Here is a 24161-nt window from a genome sequence, read left to right as displayed (position 1 = left end):
GGCCTGTCTTCGTTGGGGCCGCCCCGAATCTCCCATCCCTCATACGACGACAGGCCATGGCAAACCGATTTTCCGCTAACGACATTCCCCTCGGCCTGACGTTCGACGACGTTCTGCTGCGCCCCGCGGCCAGCGACCTCGTTCCGTCGCAGGCGGACACCCGCACCAAGATGACGCGAGAGATCGGGCTGAACATCCCGATCGTGTCGAGCGCGATGGACACCGTGACCGAGGCCGACATGGCCATCGTCATGGCACAGATGGGCGGCATCGGCGTGCTCCACCGCAACCTGACGGTGGAAGAACAGTGCGCCGCCGTCCGGCAGGTAAAGCGGTTTGAGAGCGGCATGGTGGTGAACCCCATCACCATCGCGCCCGACGCCACGCTGGGCGAGGCTCGCGCGATCATGCAGGCCAACCGCATTTCGGGCATCCCGGTGGTAGAGGCGAGCGGCAAGCTTTGCGGCATCCTGACCAACCGCGACGTCCGCTTCGCCGCGGACGAAGCCCAGCCGGTCAAGGAACTGATGACGGCGGAAAACCTTGCCACCGTCAGCGCGAGCATCGGGCAGGAAGAGGCCCGGCGCCTGCTGCATCAGCGCCGGATAGAGAAGTTGTTGGTCGTCGACGATGCCTATCGCTGCGTCGGCCTGATCACGGTGAAGGACATCGAAAAGGCCGTTACCTACCCCAACAGCACCAAGGATGCCTCGGGCCGGTTGCGCGTCGCCGCTGCCAGTACGGTGGGCGACAAGGGCTTTGCCCGGACCGAGGCGCTGGTCGATGCCGACGTTGACGTGATCGTGATCGATACCGCGCATGGCCATAACAAGGACGTGGCCACCGCGGTCGAGCGGGTGAAGAAACTGTCGAACTCGGTTCAGGTCATCGCGGGCAATGTCGCCACGGCAGAGGCGACGAAGGCGCTGATCGGCGCGGGCGCGGACGGGATCAAGGTGGGTATCGGCCCCGGTTCGATCTGTACCACCCGCATTGTCGCGGGTGTTGGCGTACCGCAGCTGACCGCCGTGATGGAAAGCGCCGAGGAAGGCGACAAGCACGGCGTTCCCGTCATCGCCGATGGCGGCATCCGCACCAGTGGCGACGCGGCCAAGGCGATCGCGGCGGGCGCATCCTCCATCATGGTCGGATCGATGCTGGCCGGAACCGAGGAAGCGCCGGGCGAGACGTTCCTGTTCCAGGGCCGTGCCTACAAGTCTTATCGCGGCATGGGCAGCGTCGGCGCGATGGCGCGCGGCAGCGCGGATCGATACTTCCAGCAGGACGTCAAGGAGCAGATGAAGCTGGTGCCCGAAGGCATCGAGGGTCAGGTTCCGTACAAGGGCCCTGCGCGCGACGTCATTCACCAGCTGGTCGGCGGGGTGAAGGCGGCGATGGGCTACACCGGCTGCACCAATATCGATTCGCTCCGCAAGGATGCCGAATTCGTGCGGATCACCAATGCGGGCCTGCGCGAAAGCCACGTCCACGATGTCGCCATCACGCGCGAAGCGCCCAATTACCCGACAAGCGGCGGCTGATGCCCGACAAGACAGCCGCAGACGCCATGAAGCTGGCGACCAGCGCATGGTGGCTTTGGGCAGAGAGCGGATATGTCATCTGGTCGCGTAGCTGGATGATGATGACCGGCGCACCCGGCGCGCAGGCAGAGGCGCAGCGCATGGTCAGCGAAAAGGTGAAAGCCGCGAACGACCTGATGTGGCAGACGATGACCGGATCGCTGGGCAGCGGGATAGGCGCGGCGCAGAAAAGCGTCGATTTCTATGGCCGCAAGGTTAGCGCCAACCGTCGCCGACTGGCCAAAAAGCCGTGACGCGCCGATGACCCCGGCCGCCCGCGTTCAGGCGGCCATCGAGATTCTCGACGCGGTGATCGCCGCCGCCCGTACCGGCGGGGGCAGCGCGGATCGTATCGTGGCCGAGGGGCTGAAGGCGCGGCGCTACGCCGGGTCGAAAGACCGGCGGGCGATCCGCGAACACGTCTTCGCCGCGATCCGCGCCTGCGGGCCGGTGCCCGACACGGGCCGCGCCGCGATGTTGCGGCTGGCGCAGGTCGCGCCGGACCTGCCGGATTGCTTCGACGGATCCAACTACGGCCCAGTTGCGATTCAACCCGACGAGCCGGTGGCCAAGGGCGGCATCGCGCCCGATTGGCTGGAACTGGCACTGGCGGAAAGCGGCATTGCGGGTGAGGAAGCCACTACCCTGCTGGATCGCGCCCCACTCGACATTCGCGTCAACACTCTGAAGGCCGACCGGGCCACTATCGCCCTGCCCGAACCCGGCGAACCGATCGCCGCGCCGCAGGGGCTGCGCTTTCCCGCCGGGACGCAGGTCGAGCAGTGGGATGCCTATCAACAGGGCTTGATCGAAGTGCAGGACGGGGGCAGCCAACTGGCCTGCCTCGCCGTCGCGGCGCAGCCGGGGGAGACGGTGATCGATCTTTGCGCCGGGGCTGGGGGCAAGACGCTGTCGCTGGCCGCACAGATGGCGAATGAGGGCACGCTGGCCGCCGCGGACACCGACCGCAATCGCCTGTCCCGTCTCGCGCCGCGTGCGGAGCGGGCCGGGGCACGGATTGCCGACATAGTGCTGCTCAATCCGGGGCATGAGGCGGAGATGCTGGCCCAATATGCGGGCAAGGCCGATGCCGTGCTGGTCGATGCGCCCTGTTCGGGAACGGGCACGTGGCGACGCAATCCCGAATCGCGCTGGCGCTTGCGGCCTGCCGATCTGGACCGATTCGCCGCGAATCAGCTGCGCCTGATGGAAATCGCGGCGGGCCTGCTGCGCCCCGGCGGACGGATCGTTTACGTCACCTGCTCGCTGCTGGATGCCGAAGGGGCGGGGCCGGTGAACGAATTTCTTGCCCGCAATCCGCGGTTTTCCGCGCAGCCTGTCAACCTCCCGCTTGGTCGCCCGCATGGCCCCGGCATCCGGCTGACCCCGCACCACGATTTCACCGACGGGTTTTTCATCGCGCGTTTAGGGTCGCTCTGATAGGTTACCGGAATCATGGCATCGGTTAACCCCTCTGCAAGTGCCAGTCCGACCGTTTGGGAGATCGTGATGCGCTTTTCGCCGCTCGCTGCCGCAGTCTCGCTGTTCGTTGCCGTCAGCGCCAGTTCCAGTTTCGGACAGGCCCCGGTGACCAGCAATCCGCACGTGGCAGAGCTGATCGCATCGGGTCGCACCGCGCTGGCGGCAGGCGATATCGATGGCGCGACCGATCGGCTGGAGGCGGCGCTGGCGCTGTCGCCCGGCAATACGGAGGCCTATATGCAACTGGCCGAAGTCGCCCGCGCCAAGAAGATGCAGGGGCAGGCGATCCACTATTACCGCGAAGCGCTGGAGCGTGATCCCGGCAATCTGGCCGCGATTTCGGGCGAGGGCGCGGCCATGGCCGAAAAGGGCGCGACCGCAAAGGCAGAGCAGAACCTTGCCAAGCTGCATTCCATGTGCGGCGAAAACTGCGCAGAGGCGGGCAAGCTGGCTAGCGTAATCGCGCGCGGCCCGCTGCCGCAGGTGAAGAGCGCCGATGCGAGCAGCACGACCGGAAAAGGCGAGACCGTCCGCAATTGACCCGCGCCTGTTACAGGTGCGGGCGGAACATCTCCAGCACGGCGCTGTAAACCGGGCGTTTGAACGGGATGATCATTTCGGGCAGCAATTCCGGATCGGTCCAGCGATAGTCGAGGAACTCAGCCGGATCGTGGACGTTCAGGTCGATGTCCGCATCCTCGCCCAGAAAGCGCATCAGGAACCAGCTCTGCCGCTGGCCGATGAACTTGCCGGACCATAGCTTGCCCTGCAATTCTTCCGGCAGGTCGTAGAACAGCTCCTGCTCGCTGCGGGCGATGATTTCGACCTTATCGCGAGCGATGCCGGTTTCTTCGTGCAGCTCTCTGAAAGCAGCATCGTCCGGATCCTCCCCCGGATCGACGCCACCTTGCGGCATCTGCCACCAGTCGCCTTCCTTCGTGTCGATCCGCTTGCCCACAAATACGCGAGAGGCCCGGTTCACGATCATCAGCCCGGCGCAGGGGCGGTAAAGGGCGGGGTCTGGCGTGGTCATCGATGTCCTTTGATCGGCAATATGTGCGCTTGCGAACATCGGGCCCATCGCGCCCACTTGCAAGCATCTGTGCGCAGCAATCTTGCGGGGGTGGACAGATTTTCTAAATTGAAGTGAGACTGTCAGGCGCCTAGGTGCAAGGCCAATTGATGGGCCGGTTTACATGGTTTCCGGCCATTTAGAGGAAACGAAATGGCGTCCCAACCCAGTCCCGCCACGGCACCCGAAGCCGTCGTTGTCCGTTTTGCGGGCGATTCCGGTGACGGTATGCAGCTGACCGGCGGACAGTTCACGCTCTCTACCGCGCTGGCCGGCAACGACCTTGCGACATTCCCCGACTTCCCGGCGGAAATCCGCGCGCCGCAGGGGACGCTGTTCGGCGTTTCCGCGTTCCAGATCAACTTCGGGTCGACCGCCATCGAAACCGCGGGCGATGCGCCCGACGTGCTGGTGGCAATGAACCCGGCCGCGCTGAAGGTGAACCTTGCTGCGCTGAAGCCGGGCGGGCTGATCATCGCCGATACGGGCGAGTTTTCGAAGCGCAACCTCGACAAGGCGAAGTACGCGGAAAATCCGCTGGAGAACGACAGCCTTGCGAAATGGCAGGTGCTGGCCTTCGACATCAGCGCGCTGACGCTGGAGGCGGTGAAGCCGTTCGGCCTTGGCAACAAGGAAGCGCTGCGCTGCAAGAACATGTGGACGCTGGGCCTTGCGCTGTGGATGTTCGACCGTCCGCGCGAACCGATCCACCAGTGGCTGAAGGCGAAGTTTGCCAAGGCGCCCGATCTGGCCGATGCCAATATCGCCGCGCTGGATGCTGGTCATGCTTATGGCGAGACGGCGGAGCTTTCAGGTCCGCTGAAGCAGGTTCACGTCGATCCCGTTGCTTCGGAACCCGGCCTTTACCGCACCGTTACGGGCGCGGAGAGCATTTCGCTCGGCCTCGTCGCCGGGGCGCAACTGGCCGAATTGCCGATGTTTTTCGGCGGCTATCCGATCACGCCGGCATCGGCGATCCTGCATCACCTTGCGAAGCTGAAAGAGTTCAACGTCCAGACGTTTCAGGCAGAGGACGAGATCGCCGCGATCTGTTCGGCTATCGGCGCGTCCTATGCGGGGCAGCTGGGCGTAACGTCCTCCTCCGGTCCGGGTATCGCGTTGAAGGGGGAGGCGATGGGCCTTGCCATCATGACGGAGCTTCCGCTCGTCATCGTGAACAGCCAGCGTGGCGGGCCTTCGACCGGCCTGCCGACCAAGACCGAGCAGTCGGACCTGTATCAGGCGGTCTATGGCCGCAACGGCGACGCACCGATGCCGGTGATCGCCGCGCGCAGCCCTGCCGACGCGTTCGAATGCGCGATCGAGGCGTGCCGCATCGCGGTGCAGTACATGACCCCGGTCATGCTGCTGACCGACGGTTACATCGCCAATGCCGCCGAACCGTGGAAGGTGCCCGATCCGGCCAGCTATGCGCCGTTCCCGGCCAAGTTCCTGACCGAAAAGAACGGTGATGGCGGCGAAACGCTGCATCCGTACGCCCGCGACGAAAAGGGCGCGCGGCCGTGGATCAAGCCAGGTACGCCGGGCCTGATGCACCGCATTGGCGGGATCGAGAAGGCACAGAACACCGGCCACATCGACTATGCGCCCGACAACCATCAGGCGATGACCGACGCGCGCAAGGCGAAGATCGACGGCGTGGCGAACGCGATCCCCGATCAGGACGTCTGCCTTGGGGGCGAAAGCGGCAAGCTGGTCCTTGTCGGTTGGGGCAGCACGTTCGGCCCGATCCATCAGGCGGTGCGCCGCGCGCGCAAGCGCGGGCTGGACGTCAGCCACGTTCATGTCCGCCACGTCTGGCCGATGCCGAAGAACCTTGGCCCGCTGCTCAAGGGTTTTGACAAGGTCCTGGTGCCCGAAATGAACACCGGCCAGTTCAAGACCGTGCTGCGCGACCAGTTCCTTGTCGATGCCCAGCCGCTGACCAAGACCAGTGGCCAGCCCTTTGCCATCGCCGAACTGGAAGATGCGATCTGCGACGCGCTGGGCGAACCGCGCGCCAGCCAGATCGGCGGCGAAGTCGAAGTCAACGAGACCCAGCTTCCCAGCCCGGAAGCGGCGAATTCCTGAAGGCGTAAATCATGAACGACATGACCCCCGTGCAGACCACGCTCAAGGACTGGGAAACCGACCAGGAGGTACGCTGGTGCCCCGGTTGCGGTGACTATGCGATCCTGAAGGCGGTGCAGCGCACCCTGCCGCAGCTGAACGCCGATCCGGCCAAGACCGTGTTCGTTTCGGGCATCGGCTGTTCCAGCCGGTTTCCGTATTACATGGAAAGCTATGGCTTTCACACGATCCACGGCCGCGCGCCCGCGTTCGTCACCGGCATCAAGCTGGCGAACCCGGACCTCGACGTGTGGATGGTGACGGGCGACGGCGATGGCATGTCCATCGGCGGCAACCACACGATGCATATCCTGCGCCGCAATGTCGACGTGCAGATCCTGCTGTTCAACAACGAGATCTATGGCCTGACCAAGGGCCAGTACTCGCCGACCAGCCGCGAAGGCACGAAAAGCCCGACCAGCCCGGCCGGTTCGGTCGACCGCCCGGCACAGCCTTGCGCCTTTGCCCTGGGTTCGGGGGCGCGGTTCGTCGCAAGGGGCTTCGACGTGTCGAAGAACCTGCCCGAAGTGCTGAAGGCGGCCCATGCCCACAAGGGCGCGGCGTTTGTCGAAATCTTCCAGAACTGCATCGTCTACAACAAAGATGTCTTCAACGACTTCGCAGCGCCCAAGGGGGCGGAGGATCAGCAGTTGTGGCTGGCCGATGGTGAGCCGATGCTGTTCGCGAAAGGCACCAAAGGTCTGGCCCGCGATGTCGAGAACATGACGCTGAAGGTCGTGGATGTGACCGACGGAGACTGGGAAGCGGCAGGCGTGATGGTGCACGATACCAAGAACCGCGCGCTGGCCCACATGCTGGTAGAGCTGCCGTTCGGGCCGTACCCGATGGCGCTGGGCGTGATCTATGACGATCCGCGGCCGGCCTATGACGCGGTTGTGGCCGAAGATCTGGCCAAGGCCCGCGAAGGCAAGACCCCGAACCTTGCCGCGCTGCTCGCCAAGGGGCAGACGTGGACGGTGGACGGCACCGCGCAGGATCCGGTCTAGCTTTGCCGATCTTTGGCCCATGGCGGGCTGCAAACATCGAAGCCGCGCGCTTCCGATGCTCACGTACCTGAAGTACGCTGCGCTTCGGTTCACGCGGCTTCACCGTTTTGCCTGCGGCAGCCTTGCTTCCGCTCCACCCTGAACCAGACCTCGACAAAGCTAGGGGCCTTCTTAGATGGACAACCTGACCCACAGCCTTGTCGGCGCGTTGATCGGACAGGCGGGTTTGAAGCGGAAGACCGGGCTGGGCATGCCCGCGCTGATATTCGGCGCGAACCTGCCCGATCTGGATGCGGGTTGCGTAGTCTATGGACTCGAAAACCTCGCCATGCGGCGGGGGCTGACCCACGGGCCGATCGCGTGGGTGGTGTTGCCGCTCCTGCTGGCGGCGTTCATCTGGTGGTTCGACAGGTGGCAGGCCAGGCGCGGCACGCGGCCCGACGATCGCCTGCCGGTGCGGTTCGGCTGGCTCTACGTCCTGTCCTTTATCGGCTGCCTTAGTCATCCGGCGCTCGACTGGCTCAATTCCTATGGCATCCGCTTGCTGGAGCCTTTTTCCAGCCGCTGGTTTTATGGCGATGCGCTGTTCATCGTCGATGTCTGGATTTGGGTCGTGGCGATTGCCACGCTGACAATTTCGCAGCGGCGCGAGAAGCAGGGGCGGGCAAAGTGGAACCGCCCCGCGCTGGTCGGGCTGGTCGCGATCCTGGCCTATATCAACGCCAACCTGATCATCACCGCCACGGCCGAGGCCGCCGCGCCGCAGCGCGATGCCATTGCCGTGCCGGTGCCGCTTGCGTTTTGGGAACGGGACCTGATCGTCGATACCGATGGGCCGATCTACACCGGGTACGCCTTGCAGCGCTGGTCTTTGGCCGGGGGCACGCAGCCGCCGCAGATGCTGGTCGATCAGCCCGCGTGCCTGCACCCGCTGCAACTGACGCAGTTCGCGCCGAATAACCGGGAACTGGCCGCTTTCCTGTTCTGGTCCCGCGCGCCCTATATCGAGCGGCAGGAACGCGACGGACAGGTCATCGACGTGCTGCGCGATGCGCGCTTCACAGGTTCTGCGGGGTCGCGGTTCCAGGTGCCAGTGCCGGTTCCGGCAGAGGCGGAAAACTGCCTTCAGGAGTGAGGCCGGTTGGCCGCAACCGCGCGGTCTGCGGCGTGTTCGACGGATCTTTGCAACAGCGCGGCGGCCAGAAAGGCCCAGCCCGCACCGCCCAGCCAGCCCGCCGCTACATCGCTGGGCCAGTGGACGCCCAGCCACACCCGGCTCCACGCGATGGCAAGGCTGAGCACGATTGCCGCGCCGATCACCGTCAACCGCACCGATTGCCGTGCCGATAGTGTCGCCAACGCCAGCGCGATGGCGATATAGACCACCGCCGCGTTGAAACTGTGCCCGCTGGGAAAACTGGCCCCGCCTGCCTCGGTCAGGTGGGGCACGATCTCGGGCCGGGCGCGCCCGACCAGCGCTTTCATCCCGCTATTGACGATCCACCCGCCGACGATGGTGACAGCTAGCAACAGTGCTTCACGCCGCAGTTTGAGGAAAAGCAATGCTACGACAGCCACCAATGCGAAGACATGGCGCAGCAGCACGCCGCCCAGCGCCGTGAGGTCTCGCACCATTTCCAGCAACCAGTCCGGCCCGCGCGGGGCCGTGCCCTGTGCGCCGCGCCAGAACAGCAGTCCGGTGTCGTCGAAAGTGCCCGTTCGCCCCGTCGTCACCGCCCAGACCAGCACGGCATATCCGCCCCAGCACAGCGCCGCGATAATCAGCGCCTTGCGGCGATCGATACGCCAGCCGCGGGCGGGCAGGGTGACGGTTTCGGCGGGGACTGTCATTGCAAGTGGGAACCGGTCAGCCCACCGCCCCGTTCCCGAACCACTTGCCCGAATTGCCGATCCGCCACAGAAAGCGTGCATGACTGCCCCCCAAATCGTCTGGTTCCGCCGCGACTTGCGCCTTGCCGACCATCCCGCCCTGTGTGCCGCCGCCAGCGCGGGGCCGGTCATCCCGGTCTATGTGCTGGACGATGAGACTACTGGCGATCGCAAGATGGGCGGGGCATCGCGCTGGTGGCTGCACCATTCGCTGGCCTCGCTCGACAAGTCGTTGGGGCGGCATCGGTCGAGGCTCGTATTGCGCCGGGGCGATGCGGCGAAGGAACTGGCCAAGCTGGCGAAAGAGGTCGGAGCCGGGGCCGTGCACGCAATCCGGCATTACGAGCCGTGGTGGCGCAAGGCGCAGGGCGCGCTGGGGAAAGAGGTCGATCTGGGCCTCTATGACGGCAACTACCTGCTGCCGCCGGGCACGGTCACGACCGGATCGGGCGATCCGTACAAAATCTATACCCCCTTCGCGAAGGCCGCCCGGCAGTGCCTGCCCGCGCGAGAGGTGCTGGACGAACCGTCGTTCTCAAACCCCGACACCTGGCCGAAATCCGACAAGCTGGACGACTGGGACCTGCTCCCGACCAAGCCCGACTGGGCGGGGGGCTTCCGCAAGGCTTGGGACGTGGGCGAGAGCGCGGCGATGGCGCAGATCGATGATTTTGCCGACCGTGTGAAGGACTACGAAGGCGACCGCAACATGCCCTCCATCGATGGATCGTCGCGCCTGTCGCCGCACCTGCATTTCGGGGAAATCAGCCCGACGCAGGTCTGGGACCGGCTGGCGCGCCATTCGGGGCAAGGGGCGGATACCTATCGCGGCGAATTGCTGTGGCGCGACTATGCGCAGACCATTATCTGCCAGTTTCCGGCCTATCCGTCCGAAAGCTATCGCGATTACGACCCGTCGCTGTGGCGCAATCCCAATCGCGGGCACGTGATTGCGGAGGAGCTGGCGGCGTGGCAGCAGGGGCGCACCGGATATCCCATTGTCGATGCTGGAATGCGGCAGTTGTGGGCCACCGGGTGGATGCACAACCGCGTGCGGATGATCGCGGCCAGCTTCCTCGTCAAACACCTGCTGATCGATTGGCGGCATGGCGAGCAGTGGTTCTGGGACACGCTGGTCGATGCCGATTACGGCAATAACGGGGTCAACTGGCAGTGGATTTCGGGCACCGGCGTGGATAGCAACATGTTCGTGCGGATCATGGCGCCCCTGACCCAGTCGGAAAAATTCGACGCGGGCGACTATATCCGCGAATGGGTGCCCGAACTGGCCGACCTGCCCGATGCGCAGATCCACGACCCGGACGACAGGCATCGGCCAGACGATTACGCGGACAAGATTATCGGCCACAAGGAAGCGCGAGAGCGAGCGTTGGCCGCCTATCGCGAAATGAAAGCCTGACGGTTGAACCGGCGGGCGCGGCCCTGCATATTCGGGAACAGAATGGGACAGGGTAATTTTACACGCGGCAGGCACCTGACGGGCGCGGGATCTGTGCTCCAACATGGCGCGGGGCTGTTCGCGCGGCTGCTGGCGGGCAGCGTCGACAAACTGGTAGACCGGATCGACGCGGGCATGGAAGTCGGATCGATCGAGGCGCGTCTGCCCGATGGATCGACGCGCACCGTCGGCGGGCGCAATCCCGGCCTTCACGCCCGCATCACCATACGCGACTGGCGCGCCATCGTGCGGTTGGTCACCGGCGGCTCGGTCGGCTGGTACCGCGCGTGGGAGGCGGGCGAATGGGACAGTCCCGACCCGGTGCCGATCTTTGCCCTGTTCATGGCAAATGCCGACGGGCTGGGCTCGCTTGGCCGCGCCAAGGGGCCGTGGCGCTGGGCCAGCCGGTTCACGCACTGGCTGAACCGCAACACGATCAAGGGCGCGCGGGCGAACATCTCGGCCCACTACGACCTTGGCAACGATTTCTACGGCGCGTGGCTGGACCCTACGCTCTGCTATTCCAGCGCCTTGTTCGCCGGGACGGATCAGGCGTTGGAGGATGCGCAGCAGGCCAAGGTGCGCGCGCTGGCGGATCGGTTGCAACTGTCGCCGGGCGATGACGTGCTGGAAATCGGCTGCGGCTGGGGTTTTCTGGCGCGAACATTGGCGAACCAGCATGGTGCGAACGTCACTGCGATCAGCCTTTCGGACGAACAGCTTGCCCATGCGCGAGAGGTGAACGAGGCCGATGCCACCGCCGTCGATTTCCGCAAGCAGGACTATCGCGACACGCACGGCACCTACGACGCCATCGCCAGCGTCGAGATGGTAGAGGCGCTGGGGCGCGAATACTGGCCGACCTACATGGATTGCATCGCCCGCAACCTGAAGCCAGGCGGCAGGGCCGCGATCCAGTATATCTCTATGCGCGACGACTTGTTTGAAGCCTATGTCAAAAGCGCGGATTTCATCCAGACGTTCGTCTTCCCCGGCGGCTTGTTGATCCGCACCAGTGAATTCCGCCGGTTGGCCGAGGAACGCGGGCTGGAATGGCGCGATCAGGCCGATTTCGGGCTGGACTATGCCGAAACGCTGAAAGTTTGGCGCGAGAATTTCGACCGCGCGGCAGCCAAGGGGATGCTGCCGCGCGGTTTCGACGCCCGTTTCAACAGGCTATGGCGTTTTTATCTGATGTACTGCGAAGGCGGTTTTCGCGGCGGCGGGATCGACGTGCATCAGGTAACGCTGGTCAAACCCGCCTGAATAACAATTACACCACCCGGTGCTTGTTCGCCGCACCGCGATAGCGGCTGACGATGTCGTCATAGACGATCGGACTGAGCAGGTTCTGGAACGCGCAGCCGACAAGGTTCGATTGCCACCAGATCACTTCGCATTGCAGCGCGGCCAGACCGGGCAGTTTCAGCCAGCACAGCGTGCCGACGGCAAGGCGATTGACGCACACGGCGGAAAACCCGCCGAGCGAGAGGTCCTGAACTTCGCTGGAAAAGCCGTGTCCGCCCGCCGGACGCAGCGTGACGGGGATCGTCAGCTGCAAACGCGGAGAGCAGCGATCTTCCTGCGACGCCGAGAAATAGCGATCGTTCATGAAGTATTCGGTCATGTCGGCACTCCCGTGCGTAAAGCCCCGAAGGGGCACCATGGCCGACGCCGCGCGGGGGCGGGACTCGGCCGTTCCTGAGTTCCGCCAGAATGCCGCAAACGCGGTTAAGACTAAGTTACTGCGCGTCCTTAACGGAAAGAATCTTCCCGTTCGGAATTTCTTCACCAAGCATGTTGGCGATGAATGTCGCCACCGTTTCGGGCGGCTGGACGGTTGCCGGATCCTCACCCGGCATGGCCCGCGCGCGCATTTCGGTGCGGGTCGCGCCGGGGTTCACCAGAGCCGCGCGGATTTGCGAAGTATTCTGGTTTTCCAACGCGTAAGTCTGGATCAGGTTGTCGAACGCGGCCTTGCTCACGCTGTATCCGCCCCAATAGGCGCGGGGGGCGGCACCGACCGTGCTGGTCATGCCGATGACCGTGCCGCTCTCGGCCTTTTTCAACATGGGGTGGAACGCCGAAAGCAGGGTCTGCGTCGCCAGCACGTTAACCGTGAGCGCGTTGGCGAATGCCTTGGGATCGAGGTCTTGCACCGCCATGTGCGGCACGAAAACGGCGGCATTGATGACCAGAACGTCCAGCGCATCCCACCGTCCCGATACGGCGGAGGCAAGCCGCGCGATCGAGTCGGGTTCGGCCAGATCCATCGGCGCGATGGTCGCGCTGCCCCCGGCGGCGTGGATCGTGTCCTCTACCTGCTCCAGCTTGCGATCGTCGCGCGCGGTCAGGATCACGTGCGCGCCGCGGGCGGCCAGTTCGATGGCGGTCGCCGCGCCGATACCCCGGCTCGCCCCGGTGACAAGCGCCAGCTTGCCGGCAAGCGGCCCGGTGACGGACTGTTCGCTCATCAGGCTGCCTTCTCGCCCAACAGCGACAGTTGCGGATTTTCCCGCTCGTTTAGATCGGTAAGCCGCGTGGGGTAATCGCCAGAGAAGCAGGCATCGCAATATTGCGGGCACTTTGCCTTGCGCTCTTCCTCTCCCACCGCGCGGTACAGGCCGTCGATGGAAACGAAGGCTAGGCTGTCGGCCTGGATGAAGGCGCGCATCGCCTCTACGTCCATCTGCGCGGCCAGCAGCTTGCTGCGTTCGGGCGTGTCGACGCCGTAGAAGCACGAATGCATCGTCGGCGGGCTGGCGATGCGCATGTGCACTTCGCTGGCCCCGGCATCGCGCATCATCTGCACGATTTTCAGGCTGGTGGTGCCGCGTACGATCGAATCGTCGATCAGGATGATGCGCTTGCCCTGAACCAGCGCGCGGTTGGCGTTATGCTTGCGCGCGACGCTGGACGACCGCTGCCCGTCGCTCGGCTGAATGAAGGTGCGGCCGACATAGTGGCTGCGGATGATGCCCAGTTCGAACGGCACGCCCGATTGCTGGGCATAGCCGATGGCGGCAGGCACGCCCGAATCGGGCACGGGGATGACAAGATCCGCCTCTGCCGGGCTTTCGATGGCCAGTTGCTCGCCGATGGCCTTGCGTACCGAGTAAACGGAGCGGCCGCCGCTGATCGAATCGGGGCGGCTGAAATAGACGTGTTCGAAGATGCAGGGGCGCGATGCGGGCTTGCCGAACGGGCGCGTGCTGCGGATCTGGCCGTCGAAATCCACTTCGACCAGTTCGCCGGGTTCGATTTCGCGCACGAATTCCGCGCCGACGATGTCGAGCGCAACCGTTTCGCTGGCGAAGACCACCGTCTCTTCGATCTTGCCCATGACCAGCGGGCGGATGCCCAGCGGGTCGCGGCAGGCGATCATGCCGTCGTTGGTCATCACGATCAGCGAATAGGCACCTTCGACCAGACGCAGCGCATCGACGAAGCGGTCCAGCATCGTCGGATATCGGCTGGTCGCGACGAGGTGGATGATCACCTCTGTATCGCTGGTCGACTGGAAGATTGCGCCCTTGCGGACAAGGTCGTTCCGCAGGTGCATCGCATTCGAGATATTGCCGTTGTGCGCGATGGCAAAGCCGCCGCTGGCCAGATCGGCATAGAGCGGTTGCACGTTGCGCAGCCCCGCGCCGCCGGTGGTGGAATAGCGGACGTGGCCCGCCGCCATTTCGCCGGGCAGTTCGGCCATCGCTTCGCCGGTCGAAAAATTCTCCGCCACGTGGCCGATGCCGCGCCGCGAATAGAACTCGGTCCCGTCGAAACTGGTGATCCCGGCAGCTTCCTGCCCCCGGTGCTGCAGGGCGTGCAGCCCCAGCGCCGTGACCGCAGCGGCATCGCGCGCGCCGATCACGCCGAAGATGCCGCATTCCTCGCGAAGCTTGTCGCCATCCGTGTCTAGATACGGATGCTGGACGAAGTCCGGTGACGCCATGCCTGTTATGTTCCGCTGTATTGCCGTTTGGGCGTGCGAGGGGACCTATCAGAAAGCACCACTCGCGTCATCTCGCTAATGTTCTGGCGCCTTTGCCGCTGTTTCGGTTCGATTACAACCCACCGTATCGTACGCGCAGCACGCGTATGGGACGGGCAGAGCCTTGCCAGCGGGGGAACCGGGGCCTAGGCACAAACATTAAGCGACGAAAGGCGGGTGACAGACCCGCCCAACAGGCAGACCGATACCCTTGATTCTCTCCCCTTTCGAATGGACCATCGCCAAGCGCTATATGCTGCCCGGGCGGGGTGAGGCGTTTATCGCCATGGTCGCGGGCATTTCGCTTGTTGCCGTGATGCTGGGCGTTGCCGCGCTGGTCATCGTGATGAGCGTGATGAACGGCTTTCGCGCCGAACTGCTTGACAAGATCGTGGGTCTGAACGGCCATGCCGTGATCCAGGCCTATGGCGGGCGGCTGAACGACTGGGAAGACGTGCTGGAAGAAGTGCGCGCGACGCCGGGTGTGACAGAGGCTTCGCCGCTGATCGAACAGCCGCTGCTGGGTACGTACGAGGGCCGGGTCGAGGCGGTGCTGGTGCGCGGTTCGACACAGGAAGCGATCAAGGAGCTGGGCGACAAGAAGCTGCTCGGCAATCTGGACCTGCTGCAACCGGGATCGAACCGCGTCGCCATCGGGTCGCGGTTGGCGCAGAACATGGGCATCCGGGTCGGCGACGTGATCACCGTCATCAACCCGCAGGGCCGCACGACGCCGTTCGGCACTGTGCCGCGAGAGATCGGTTACGAAGTGGCCGCGATTTTCGAGATCGGCATCTACGATTACGACAATGCCTATGTCGTGATGCCGATGCAGGATGCGCAGACGCTGCTGCTGATCGGCGATGCCATCGGCATGATCGAGGTGATGACCGAAGACCCCGACACCGTGGGCGAAACGCTGGCACCGCTGGCGCAGAAGCTGGCGGGCCGGGCGGTGGTCAACGACTGGAAGACGATCAACGCTTCTCTGTTCGAGGCGCTGGCTGTGGAACGCGTGGCGATGTTCGTGGTGCTGTCGATCATCGTGCTGGTTGCGGTGTTCAACATCCTGTCCAGCCTGATCATGCTGGTCCGCGCCAAGACGCGCGACATCGCGATCATGCGCACGATGGGCGCGACGCGGCGATCGATTCTGAAGATCTTCGTCACCGCCGGGTTCCTGATCGGGGCGCTGGGCACCGGGGCTGGGCTGATCCTGGGCTTCGTCGCATTGGAATTCCGCCAGTCGGTGGTGCGGATGTTCGAACTGTTCACCGGTCAGGAATTGTGGGATCCGTCGATCCGGTTCCTGTCCGAACTGCCCGCGCGGACCGATCCGAAGGAAGTGACCATCATCATCGGCATGGCCTTGATTCTCTCATTCCTTGCCACGCTCTATCCTGCGTTCAAGGCGGCAAGCACCGATCCTGTGCAGGTGCTGCGCTATGAGTAATCCCGTCGTCGACCTTCGCGGGCTGACCCGGAGCTTCACGCAAGGCGGTGTCACCATCGATGTCCTGCGCGGCATCGACCTGCAAATCATGCCTGGCGAAATCGTGGCGCTGCTCGGGCCGTCGGGTTCGGGCAAGTCGACGATGTTGCAAGCTGTCGGCCTGTTGGAAGGCGGTTTCGGCGGCGAAATCGCGATCTGCGGCCAGCGGGCGGAGAAATCGAACGGCGATGCGCGCACGGCATTGCGGCGCGATCATCTGGGCTTCGTCTATCAGTTTCATCACCTGCTGCCCGATTTCGACGCGAGCGAGAACGTGATCCTGCCGCAACTTGTCTCGGGCGTGCCGCGCGCAGAGGCGGAGGAGCGGGCAAAGGAACTGCTGACCGCGCTCGGCCTCGGTCATCGCCTCACGCATCGGCCCAGCCAGCTTTCAGGCGGTGAGCAGCAGCGTGTGGCCGTCGCTCGCGCCTTGGCGAACAAACCCGAACTGGTGTTGGCGGACGAACCCACCGGCAACCTTGACGAGGCGACCAGCGACCGCGTGCTGGAGGAATTTCTGCGGCTGGTGCGCGGGCAGGGCAGCGCCGCCTTGATCGCCACGCATAATGAGCGGCTGGCGGCACGGATGGACCGGGTCGTCCGCCTGCACGAGGGCAAGCTGCACTGATCCAGTCAGCAGATGGCGTTCCGGGCTTCCCCGGCCGTGCTGCTCTCGACCCATTGTCGGCCCAGATCTGCGGATTGATAAGGAACAAGGCGCGTTCGCGGTGCGTTCCATAAACATACCGTATTCGCCGTCAGGAGGGCCAAAGAGATGAGCAGCAACCCCACCACTTTCCATGCAGAGCCGTTCGATCCGAACGCCAGCGACTGGGACGACCACGCCGCGCTTCACCGGCGTGAGGATGGCGCGCAAAGCGACATGCTGCGCGGGTTCGACGTGATCCGCGAAGGCACGTTCGCCGAACTGATCCGCTTTGTGATGATGTTGCCAGAGGGCGACCGCACGGGTCTGATGATCCAGAAATCGGGCGACCGCGTGTTCGGCGTCGGCGAGATCGCGGCACTGGCCCGGAGGGACGATTTTCCCAAGGCCTGAAGCTAGCGCCAAAAATCGCGGCAAAACGGGGGATACCTCTGTTGAAACGGCCCGTCCTGCCCTCGCGCGGGGCGGGCCGTTTGTCTAGCGTGGTGTCATGGCTTACGCTCCCTTCGTGCCTCTTCGCGTCTTTTCCAGCTACACGATGCTGGAAGGTGCGATCGATCCGAAGAAGATGGCAAAGCTGGCTAAGGATCGCGGCTTTCCCGCAATCGCCATCTGCGACCGCAACGGACTCTATGGCTCGATCGCCTTTGCGGGGGCGGCGAAAGACGTCGGGGTACAGCCCATCGTCGGCACCTTTCTTGCAGTAAAACGTCCCCCTCGTGATGGTGGTTGCCGCGACGCCATAGACTGGCTGGCGCTTTATGCGCAGGACGAGGACGGGTGGAACAACCTTTGCCACCTCGTCAGCAAGGCGCACCTCGAACGTCCGCTGCACCTTGAACCCCATGTCGAGATTGAGGCGCTGGAGGGTCATACCGGCGGGCTGATCTGCCTGACGGGCGCAGGTGAAGGCGCCTTGGCGCGGCTCTACGCGGCGGAGCAGCACGGCGAGGCGGAGGCTTATGCCGACCGGCTGCAGGCGCTGTTTCCCGACCGTCTCTATGTCGAGATCGCGCGCAGCGGCGCAGAGAACGAGGCGGAGAGCGAGACGTCGCTGATCGACCTTGCCTACGCCCGCAACCTGCCGCTGGTCGGCACCAACCCCGCGCTGTTCGACGAGGCGAGCTTCCACCCCGCGCAGGACGCGATGCTGTGTATCGCCAGCTCCACCTATATCGACACGCCCGACCGTCCGCGCACCCCGCGCGATGCATGGGTCAAGCCCGCCGACGCCATGGCGCAGATCTTCGCCGACCTGCCCGAAACGCTGAACAATTCGATGGTCGTCGCGCAGCGCTGCGCTTTCATGCCGCCCTATCGCAAGCCGATCCTGCCCAGCCTTGCCGGCGACTTGGAGGGCGAGGCGCGTATGATCACCGAGGACGCGCATCGCGGCCTCGAGAAACGGCTCGAACCCTATGGCGAGATGGACGCGGCGGAGCGGCAGAAGTATTTCGACCGCCTGAAGTTCGAGATCGACATCATCGTCGGCATGGGCTTCCCCGGATACTTCCTGATCGTTGCCGACTTCATCAAGTGGGCCAAGGAAAACGGCATTCCGGTGGGGCCGGGGCGCGGGTCCGGTGCGGGTTCGCTGGTCGCGTGGGCGCTGACGATCACCGATCTCGATCCGCTGCGGCTGGGCCTGCTGTTCGAACGTTTCCTCAACCCCGAACGCGTGTCGATGCCCGACTTCGACATCGACTTCTGCGAAACGCGGCGCGGCGAAGTGATCCGCTATGTCCAGAAGAAATACGGGCACGATCACGTCGCGCAGATCATCACTTTCGGCAAGATGAAGGCCCGCGCGGTGCTGCGCGATTGCGGGCGGATTCTGCAGATGAGTTACGGCCACGTCGACCGTCTGACCAAGATGGTGCCGAACCATCCGACCGATCCGTGGACGCTGGACCGTGCGCTGAACGGCGTTGCCGAGTTCGCGGGCGAGTACAAGCGCGACCCGGATGTGCGGCGCTTGCTCGATCTGGCGATGCAACTGGAGGGGTTGCCGCGCAACTCTTCCACCCACGCGGCGGGCGTAGTCATCGGCGACAGGCCGCTGTCGCAGCTCGTCCCGCTCTATCGCGACCCCCGGTCGGACATGCCGGTGACGCAGTTCGACATGAAGCATGTCGAGAGTAGCGGTCTGGTGAAGTTCGACTTCCTCGGCCTGAAGACGCTGTCGGTGCTGCGCAAGGCTGTCGACCTGCTGGAAAGGCGGGGCATTACCATCGACCTCGACGGGCTGCCGTGGGACGATGCGGGCGTGTTCCAGCTCTTGAAACAGGGCAACACGGTCGGCGTCTTCCAGCTGGAATCCGAAGGCATGCGCCGCACGCTGGCGGCAGTGAAACCGACGCGGTTCGAGGATATCATCGCGCTCGTCTCGCTCTATCGCCCCGGCCCGATGGACAACATCCCGCTGTTCGGTCAGCGCAAGAACGGGCAGGCGGAGATCGAGTATCCGCACCACAAGCTGGAAGGCATTCTGGCAGAGACTTACGGCATCTTCGTCTATCAGGAACAGGTGATGCAGGCTGCGCAGATCCTGGCCGGATATTCGCTGGGCGACGCCGACCTTCTCCGCCGCGCGATGGGCAAGAAGGTGCAGGCCGAGATGGACGCGCAGCGCCAGCGCTTTGTCGAGGGGTGCAAGGACGTCAGCGGGATCGAGCCGAAGAAGGCCAACGAGCTGTTCGACTTGATCGACAAGTTCGCGGGCTATGGCTTCAACAAGTCCCACGCCGCGGCCTATGCGCTGCTGGCCTACCAGACCGCGTGGCTGAAGGCGCATTACCCACACGAATTCTACGCCGCGTCGATGTGTTTCGACATGCACCAGTCGGAAAAGCTGTCGGTCTTCGTCGACGACATGCGCCGTTATCCCGGCGGCGGGCTGGAGTGCGCCGGCCCGGACATCAACCATTCGGAGGCAGAGTTTACCGTCGAGCCGACCGACGAGAGCTATCGCGTGCGCTATGCCTTGGCAGGCATCCGCAACGTCGGCGAAAAGGCGATGGACGCGATCGTGGCCGAGCGCGAGGCGCGTGGGCCGTTCGAGAGCCTGAAAGACCTTTTCGAGCGGTTGCCGGCCGGATCGATGAACCGCCGCCAGCTGGAAGGGCTGGCCGGGGCGGGCGCGCTCGATAGTCTTGAGCCGAACCGAGCCAAGGTCATTGCCAATGCCGACATGCTGCTTGCCGTGGCCGACGCCGCGGTGCGCGAGAAAGAGAGCGGGCAGGCGGGCTTGTTCGGGGCGGAAGACCATGCCGCCGCCGACCTGCGGCTGGTCGATGCCCCCGCATGGCCGCGCAAGGACCAGATGGAGAAGGAGCGCGAGAATTTCGGCTTCTACTTCGCCGCGCACCCGGTCAGCCAGTGGCGCGCGGTTGCCAGCGCACAGGGTGCACGCAGCTATGCCAGCCTGATGACGAGCGGGGCGGAAGGCGGCGAGTCTGCTGGAGTTGGGGGCGGAGGCCGCAGTAACGCGGTCATGGCCGTGCTGGTCGAAGGCGCGAACAAGCGCAAGACCCGCAAAGGCAACGATTTCGTGATGGCCGATTTTTCCGATCAGACCGGCCAGTTCAGCGCGTCCTGCTTCGAAGAATCGCTGGTGGATAGTTTCGGCAAGTGGGCGCAGTCGGGCGAATGCGTGCTTTTGCAGGTAGAGCTGGACAAACCCAACCCCGACGAACCGCCGCGCGTTACCGTGCGCGGGGCACGGCCCCTTGCGGCGGTAAAGGGGAGCGCGCGGATGGAACTGCGCCTGACGGTCGATCGGGTGGAGGCGCTGGCCGAGATGGCCACGCTGCTTCCCCGCACTGCCGATGCGAACGGCGAAGTCGTCGCGCGCCTGTTGCTGGGTGAGGGGCGCGAGGCGACGATGCTGCTAGGCCGCGATTTCGCACTGGATGGCGAACTGGCAGACCGGGTGGCGGAAATTCCCGGCGTATCGGCTTGCGATCTTTCGGCCCGCGCCGCGACCGCACTGCGCCGGGTGGCCTGATCCGGGGCGGGCCTACGCATCAGCGCGATCTGTGATCAGCCAGGCGCCTTCAGGTTCGCATCGTTATAGGGTCGGTCGCCAAGCGTTGCGAAAACCAGTTCGCGAAAGGCGCGCTCGCCCAATTCCCTGTTGCGTTCGTCGCCCGGTCCGATGTCGTGCGCGATACGGCCGCAGCGCGTTTTGACCTGCAACGCGCCATGTTCGGTGGGTTTCAGCATGGCGCGGCAATTGACCGTCATATCGGCCCCTTCGGCGCGATAGGCGACGACGCCATCCTCTACCCGCGTGACCGAAACGCGCATGTCGTGAAACGGCGCTTTGCCGCGCCGAATATCGCCTTGGGCCAGCAGGTCGGTCGCCTCGCTCAGCGTCAGCGGGCGTTCGACCGGCGCGACTTCGCCGCCACCGCCGAACGTCATCGGCGGGGCGAGAAACACGGCAAGGCCAATCGCGACCACCGCGGCACCACCGAGAATCATTTCCCGCATAAGCGACACCTCCGTCCTGCAAACGGACCGCCAGTATAAACCGGACAGGTTGGCAAGGCGTTAAGACGGCTTAACCATCGCTAGAACAGCGAAAGCTGACCATCGATCGCGGGCGCGCGAAACTGGGTGCTGTCGAGCCTCGCCTGCCGCTGCGGGATACCCGCGCGCTTTACCGCCAGCCGGAAGCGTTGGCGAAACAGGTCGGCCCATGCGCCCTTGGGTTTGAAGCGGGCATGGAAATTGGGTTCGTTGTCGCGCCCGCCGCGCATCGCCTGAACCGTGGCCATGACCTTGGCCGCGCGGTCCGGGTAGTGGACCGACAGCCATTCGCGGAACAGCGGCGATACTTCGTGCGGCAGGCGCATCATGATCCAATTCGCCGATCCCACTCCGGCCTCACCCGCGCGGGCGACGATGGCTTCCATGAATTCGTCGGTGATCGCCGGGATGACCGGCGCAATCATGCAATGCGCGGGCACTCCGGCATCGACCAGCCGGGCCAGCGCGTCGATCCGCTTTGCCGGGGCGGAGGCGCGCGGTTCGAGCAGACCAGACAGGCGCGGATCGAGGCTGGTGACCGACAGGCTGACCGCGATCAGGCCGTGCCGGGCCATTTCCGACAGCAAGTCCAGATCGCGCAGCACCCGCGCCGATTTGGTGGTGATCGCGACGGGGTGCCGCACTTCCAGGCACAATTCCAACACGGCGCGGGTGATCCGATAGCGCGCCTCTATCGGCTGATACGGATCGGTGTTGGTGCCCATCGCGATGACGGCGGGGGCATAGCCGGGCTTGGCCAGCGTCTTGCGCAGGATCTGTGCGGCATCGGGCTTCGCGAACAGCCTGGTTTCGAAATCGAGGCCGGGCGACAGGTCGTGAAAGGCGTGGCTGGGCCGGGCGAAGCAATAGACGCAGCCATGTTCGCACCCTCGGTAGGCGTTGATGGATCGGTCAAACGGAATATCCGGCGAATTGTTGAACGACAGGATCGCGCGGGGATGTTCCTCGGTCACGGTGGTGCGCAGTTTCGGCGCGGCCCCATCGACCGTTTCGGCATTGTCCAGCCAGTCGCCATCCGCCTCACGCAGGGCAAGGCCAAAGCGTTGCGGCACCGCGTTGGAGGGCGCGCCGCGACCGGAGATGACGCGATTCGACATCCCGGCAAGATGCGCCTAAAACCGGAACATAACAAGAACTTCTCGATTTGTTTACGAGAGCGCGCTATCGCTTGTCGCATGACAGAGACCGGACCCTTCACCTATCGTGTGACAGAGGCAGAGGCCGTTGCGGCGGCGCGCAAGGTCATGCGCAAGCGGCTGTTCAGGCCGCCCACGGTGTGGCTGATTGTCGCGATCGTGGTGGTTGCGGTGCTGCTGCTGATTCTTGACGCGATGGACGGTTATCTCAATGTCGCATCAACGGCTGCGTTGCTCGTCGCACTCCCCGCGCTATGGCTGACCCTGATGTGGCTCGTGCCGAGGCAGGCGCGGCGACAATTCCGGCAGAGCGCGGCCTTGCGCGATGAAAGCATGCTGTCATTCGATGACGAGGCGCTGACCTTCGTCAGCCGACGCGGCACGGTGCGGATGCCGTTTGCCGAATTTTTGGAAGTGTCGGTCACCGACGACCTGATCCTGCTGCACCAGACGGAGATGTTCTACAATCTGGTGCCGCGCCATGCGCTGGGCGACGCGGCGAAAGTGCTGTTGTCGCGGCTTGAGGCGGCGGGCGTCAGGCGGCTTTAGCCCGCCGGATTGGAACCTGGAACCGATGGCGGTTCGTTCGACAGGTCGAAAGCATCGACCATCGCCGTAGCCATGTGCCAGCGCAGCCGCCTGGAAAGACCCTGCGGTGGACTGTGATCCTTGCTCGAAATCGCCTCACCCGCCTCCCTCGTGTGCAGCCAGCGGTCCATCTGCGGCAAGACGGCCCGGGCCTCCAGCACCAGTGAGCGGCAGGCATCGGCATCGTCGGCAATGTGCGCGTACTCGAAATAGCCAGTGCTTTCGCGGGCCATGGTGCGATCCGGCTTGCAGACGTCGATCATCCTGACGGCACTGGCGCGCTGGTCGAAATCGGTGTGGGCGATGGTCCAGTCTGCAGTGTCAAACACCTTTCCGTTCGGATCGGTGAACCGTCCTTTCTCAGCCCATGCGCCGCTGAACGAAAAGCCGCCGCCATACTTGCGGGTATAGAATTGCAGGTAGTGATACTCTGCTGGCGTCTCGCGGCGCCAATCGGGATACTTGCCGACGAAGCCAAGCCTGGCGATTTCCGGTTCAAGCAATTCGCGCATGGCTTTGCGGACCAACCGGGTCGACGGCTTCTTCGCGGCGGGCATGAGCGGTTTCCTTTTCGCCGAGGCCTATTTTTCCCGAAGCCGGGGCATCAGTTCCACGAAATTGCAGGGGCGGTTCCGGCTGTCGAGTTGTTCGGCCAGGATGCCGTCCCACCCGTCCTTCACCGCGCCGTTCGATCCGGGCAGGGCAAAGATATAGGTGCCCCGCGCAACCACTGCGCAGGCGCGCGACTGGATCGTGCTGGTGCCGATGGTGTTGAAACTGATCCAGCGGAACAGTTCGCCGAACCCCGGAATTTCGCGGGTTTTTACGCGGTCCAGCGCCTCTGGCGTGACGTCGCGGCCGGTCAGGCCCGTGCCGCCGGTAATGACTACGGCATCGACGTTCTCGTCCTCTATCCACGCGTGCAGCTGCGCGGTGATCACGCCGACGTCGTCTTTCAGGATCTGCCGGTCGATCAGGGTGTGCCCGGCGTTGTGAATGCGGTCTGCCAGAATGTCGCCGCTGGTATCCTCATCCGGGCCGCGGGTGTCGGATACCGTCAGGAGCGCGATGCGCACCGGCTTGAACTGGCGGCTTTCGTCGATGGCCATCGGT

The 24161-nt window shown here is 64.5% G+C and carries 23 protein-coding genes; 14 read left to right on the top strand and 9 right to left on the bottom strand.

Translation table 11 applies throughout. From position 1 onward, the window contains the following. Positions 1–56 precede the first annotated feature (56 nt). The 4 genes from guaB to AB433_RS11610 are packed head-to-tail and all read left to right on the top strand — an operon-like array spanning position 57 to position 3602. Positions 57–1541, top strand: coding sequence for an IMP dehydrogenase (gene guaB, locus AB433_RS11625; RefSeq protein ID WP_047821122.1), 1485 nt, complete (start codon positions 57–59; stop codon positions 1539–1541). Then, the gene (locus AB433_RS11620) at positions 1541–1834 is read left to right on the top strand and encodes a hypothetical protein (RefSeq protein ID WP_047821121.1); all 294 of its coding nucleotides are present in this window, start codon (positions 1541–1543) and stop codon (positions 1832–1834) included. Before guaB ends, AB433_RS11620 begins: the two co-directional genes overlap by 1 nt. A 7-nt stretch (positions 1835–1841) precedes the next feature. Further along, positions 1842–3020 (top strand): RsmB/NOP family class I SAM-dependent RNA methyltransferase, encoded by a 1179-nt coding sequence (locus AB433_RS11615; protein ID WP_047821120.1) that lies wholly within the window; start codon positions 1842–1844, stop codon positions 3018–3020. Positions 3021–3035: 15 nt separating this feature from the next. Continuing rightward, positions 3036–3602: a tetratricopeptide repeat protein gene (locus tag AB433_RS11610; RefSeq protein WP_047821119.1), complete on the top strand. Its 567-nt coding sequence runs from the start codon at positions 3036–3038 to the stop codon at positions 3600–3602. A gap of 10 nt (positions 3603–3612) precedes the next feature. Here the strand turns inward: AB433_RS11610 and AB433_RS11605 are convergent, their stop codons facing one another. Then, a complete protein-coding gene (locus AB433_RS11605) occupies positions 3613–4095 on the bottom strand; it encodes an RNA pyrophosphohydrolase (RefSeq protein WP_047823942.1) in 483 nt (160 codons plus the stop codon). Positions 4096–4287: 192 nt separating this feature from the next. On the opposite strand from AB433_RS11605, the gene AB433_RS11600 reads away from it, so the two are divergent. The 3 genes from AB433_RS11600 (at position 4288) to AB433_RS11590 (ending at position 8406) form a co-directional block, all read left to right on the top strand. Further along, positions 4288–6225 (top strand): 2-oxoacid:acceptor oxidoreductase subunit alpha, encoded by a 1938-nt coding sequence (locus AB433_RS11600; protein WP_047821118.1) that lies wholly within the window; start codon positions 4288–4290, stop codon positions 6223–6225. Between the two features lie 11 nt (positions 6226–6236). After that, on the top strand, positions 6237–7271 hold the full coding sequence (locus AB433_RS11595; RefSeq protein ID WP_047821117.1) for a 2-oxoacid:ferredoxin oxidoreductase subunit beta: 1035 nt from the start codon (positions 6237–6239) through the stop codon (positions 7269–7271). A 175-nt stretch (positions 7272–7446) separates the two neighbouring features. After that, positions 7447–8406 (top strand): metal-dependent hydrolase, encoded by a 960-nt coding sequence (locus tag AB433_RS11590; RefSeq protein ID WP_047821116.1) that lies wholly within the window; start codon positions 7447–7449, stop codon positions 8404–8406. Here the strand turns inward: AB433_RS11590 and AB433_RS11585 are convergent. Continuing rightward, positions 8397–9122, bottom strand: a complete 726-nt coding sequence (locus AB433_RS11585; protein WP_047821115.1) for a phosphatase PAP2 family protein — start codon at positions 9120–9122, stop codon at positions 8397–8399. The genes AB433_RS11590 and AB433_RS11585 overlap by 10 nt on opposite strands. Before the next feature lie 79 nt (positions 9123–9201). On the opposite strand from AB433_RS11585, the gene AB433_RS11580 reads away from it, so the two are divergent. Both AB433_RS11580 and AB433_RS11575 read left to right on the top strand, forming a co-directional pair. Beyond that, the gene (locus tag AB433_RS11580) at positions 9202–10581 is read left to right on the top strand and encodes a cryptochrome/photolyase family protein (protein WP_047821114.1); all 1380 of its coding nucleotides are present in this window, start codon (positions 9202–9204) and stop codon (positions 10579–10581) included. A gap of 42 nt (positions 10582–10623) precedes the next feature. After that, complete coding sequence (locus AB433_RS11575; protein ID WP_082134904.1) at positions 10624–11886, top strand: SAM-dependent methyltransferase; 1263 nt, start codon at positions 10624–10626, stop codon at positions 11884–11886. Positions 11887–11893: 7 nt separating this feature from the next. Here AB433_RS11575 and AB433_RS11570 read toward each other — a convergent pair whose 3' ends face one another. The 3 genes from AB433_RS11570 to purF all read right to left on the bottom strand — a co-directional run bounded on the left by AB433_RS11570 (position 11894) and on the right by purF (position 14572). After that, positions 11894–12247 (bottom strand): PilZ domain-containing protein, encoded by a 354-nt coding sequence (locus tag AB433_RS11570; protein WP_047821113.1) that lies wholly within the window; start codon positions 12245–12247, stop codon positions 11894–11896. Positions 12248–12362: 115 nt separating this feature from the next. Beyond that, positions 12363–13094: an SDR family NAD(P)-dependent oxidoreductase gene (locus AB433_RS11565; RefSeq protein ID WP_047821112.1), complete on the bottom strand. Its 732-nt coding sequence runs from the start codon at positions 13092–13094 to the stop codon at positions 12363–12365. Further along, the gene (gene purF / locus AB433_RS11560) at positions 13094–14572 is read right to left on the bottom strand and encodes an amidophosphoribosyltransferase (protein ID WP_047821111.1); all 1479 of its coding nucleotides are present in this window, start codon (positions 14570–14572) and stop codon (positions 13094–13096) included. The genes AB433_RS11565 and purF overlap by 1 nt, the downstream gene beginning before the upstream one ends. A 250-nt stretch (positions 14573–14822) precedes the next feature. Here purF and AB433_RS11555 point away from each other — a divergent pair, with 250 nt between their 5' ends. From AB433_RS11555 to dnaE, 4 genes are all read left to right on the top strand, one after another. Then, positions 14823–16064, top strand: coding sequence for a lipoprotein-releasing ABC transporter permease subunit (locus AB433_RS11555; RefSeq protein WP_047821110.1), 1242 nt, complete (start codon positions 14823–14825; stop codon positions 16062–16064). Next, positions 16057–16731 carry an ABC transporter ATP-binding protein gene (locus AB433_RS11550; RefSeq protein WP_047821109.1) on the top strand — a complete coding sequence of 225 codons (675 nt, stop codon included), beginning with the start codon at positions 16057–16059 and terminating at the stop codon, positions 16729–16731. Before AB433_RS11555 ends, AB433_RS11550 begins: the two co-directional genes overlap by 8 nt. Before the next feature lie 147 nt (positions 16732–16878). Next, entirely contained in the window at positions 16879–17163 is a 285-nt protein-coding gene (locus tag AB433_RS11545) for a hypothetical protein (protein WP_047821108.1), read from the top strand. Positions 17164–17260: 97 nt separating this feature from the next. Next, positions 17261–20776, top strand: coding sequence for a DNA polymerase III subunit alpha (gene dnaE, locus AB433_RS11540; RefSeq protein ID WP_047821107.1), 3516 nt, complete (start codon positions 17261–17263; stop codon positions 20774–20776). Between the two features lie 35 nt (positions 20777–20811). Here dnaE and AB433_RS11535 read toward each other — a convergent pair whose 3' ends face one another. Both AB433_RS11535 and AB433_RS11530 read right to left on the bottom strand, forming a co-directional pair. Continuing rightward, the gene (locus AB433_RS11535) at positions 20812–21264 is read right to left on the bottom strand and encodes a hypothetical protein (RefSeq protein ID WP_047821106.1); all 453 of its coding nucleotides are present in this window, start codon (positions 21262–21264) and stop codon (positions 20812–20814) included. Positions 21265–21344: 80 nt separating this feature from the next. Beyond that, complete coding sequence (locus tag AB433_RS11530) at positions 21345–22421, bottom strand: PA0069 family radical SAM protein (protein WP_047821105.1); 1077 nt, start codon at positions 22419–22421, stop codon at positions 21345–21347. Positions 22422–22499: 78 nt separating this feature from the next. Here AB433_RS11530 and AB433_RS11525 point away from each other — a divergent pair, with 78 nt between their 5' ends. Beyond that, complete coding sequence (locus AB433_RS11525) at positions 22500–23009, top strand: YcxB family protein (RefSeq protein WP_047821104.1); 510 nt, start codon at positions 22500–22502, stop codon at positions 23007–23009. Here the strand turns inward: AB433_RS11525 and AB433_RS11520 are convergent. Both AB433_RS11520 and moaB read right to left on the bottom strand, forming a co-directional pair. Beyond that, positions 23006–23605: a hypothetical protein gene (locus tag AB433_RS11520; RefSeq protein WP_047821103.1), complete on the bottom strand. Its 600-nt coding sequence runs from the start codon at positions 23603–23605 to the stop codon at positions 23006–23008. The two genes, AB433_RS11525 and AB433_RS11520, sit on opposite strands and share 4 nt — an antisense overlap. 24 nt (positions 23606–23629) lie before the next feature. Beyond that, positions 23630–24157 (bottom strand): molybdenum cofactor biosynthesis protein B, encoded by a 528-nt coding sequence (gene moaB / locus AB433_RS11515; protein WP_047821102.1) that lies wholly within the window; start codon positions 24155–24157, stop codon positions 23630–23632. Positions 24158–24161 lie beyond the last annotated feature (4 nt).

This window comes from Croceicoccus naphthovorans (assembly GCF_001028705.1).
GTDB classification, from domain to species: domain Bacteria; phylum Pseudomonadota; class Alphaproteobacteria; order Sphingomonadales; family Sphingomonadaceae; genus Croceicoccus; species Croceicoccus naphthovorans.
Note: the sequence above shows the minus strand (reverse complement) of the source record. Positions and strands in the feature narration are given on the sequence as shown.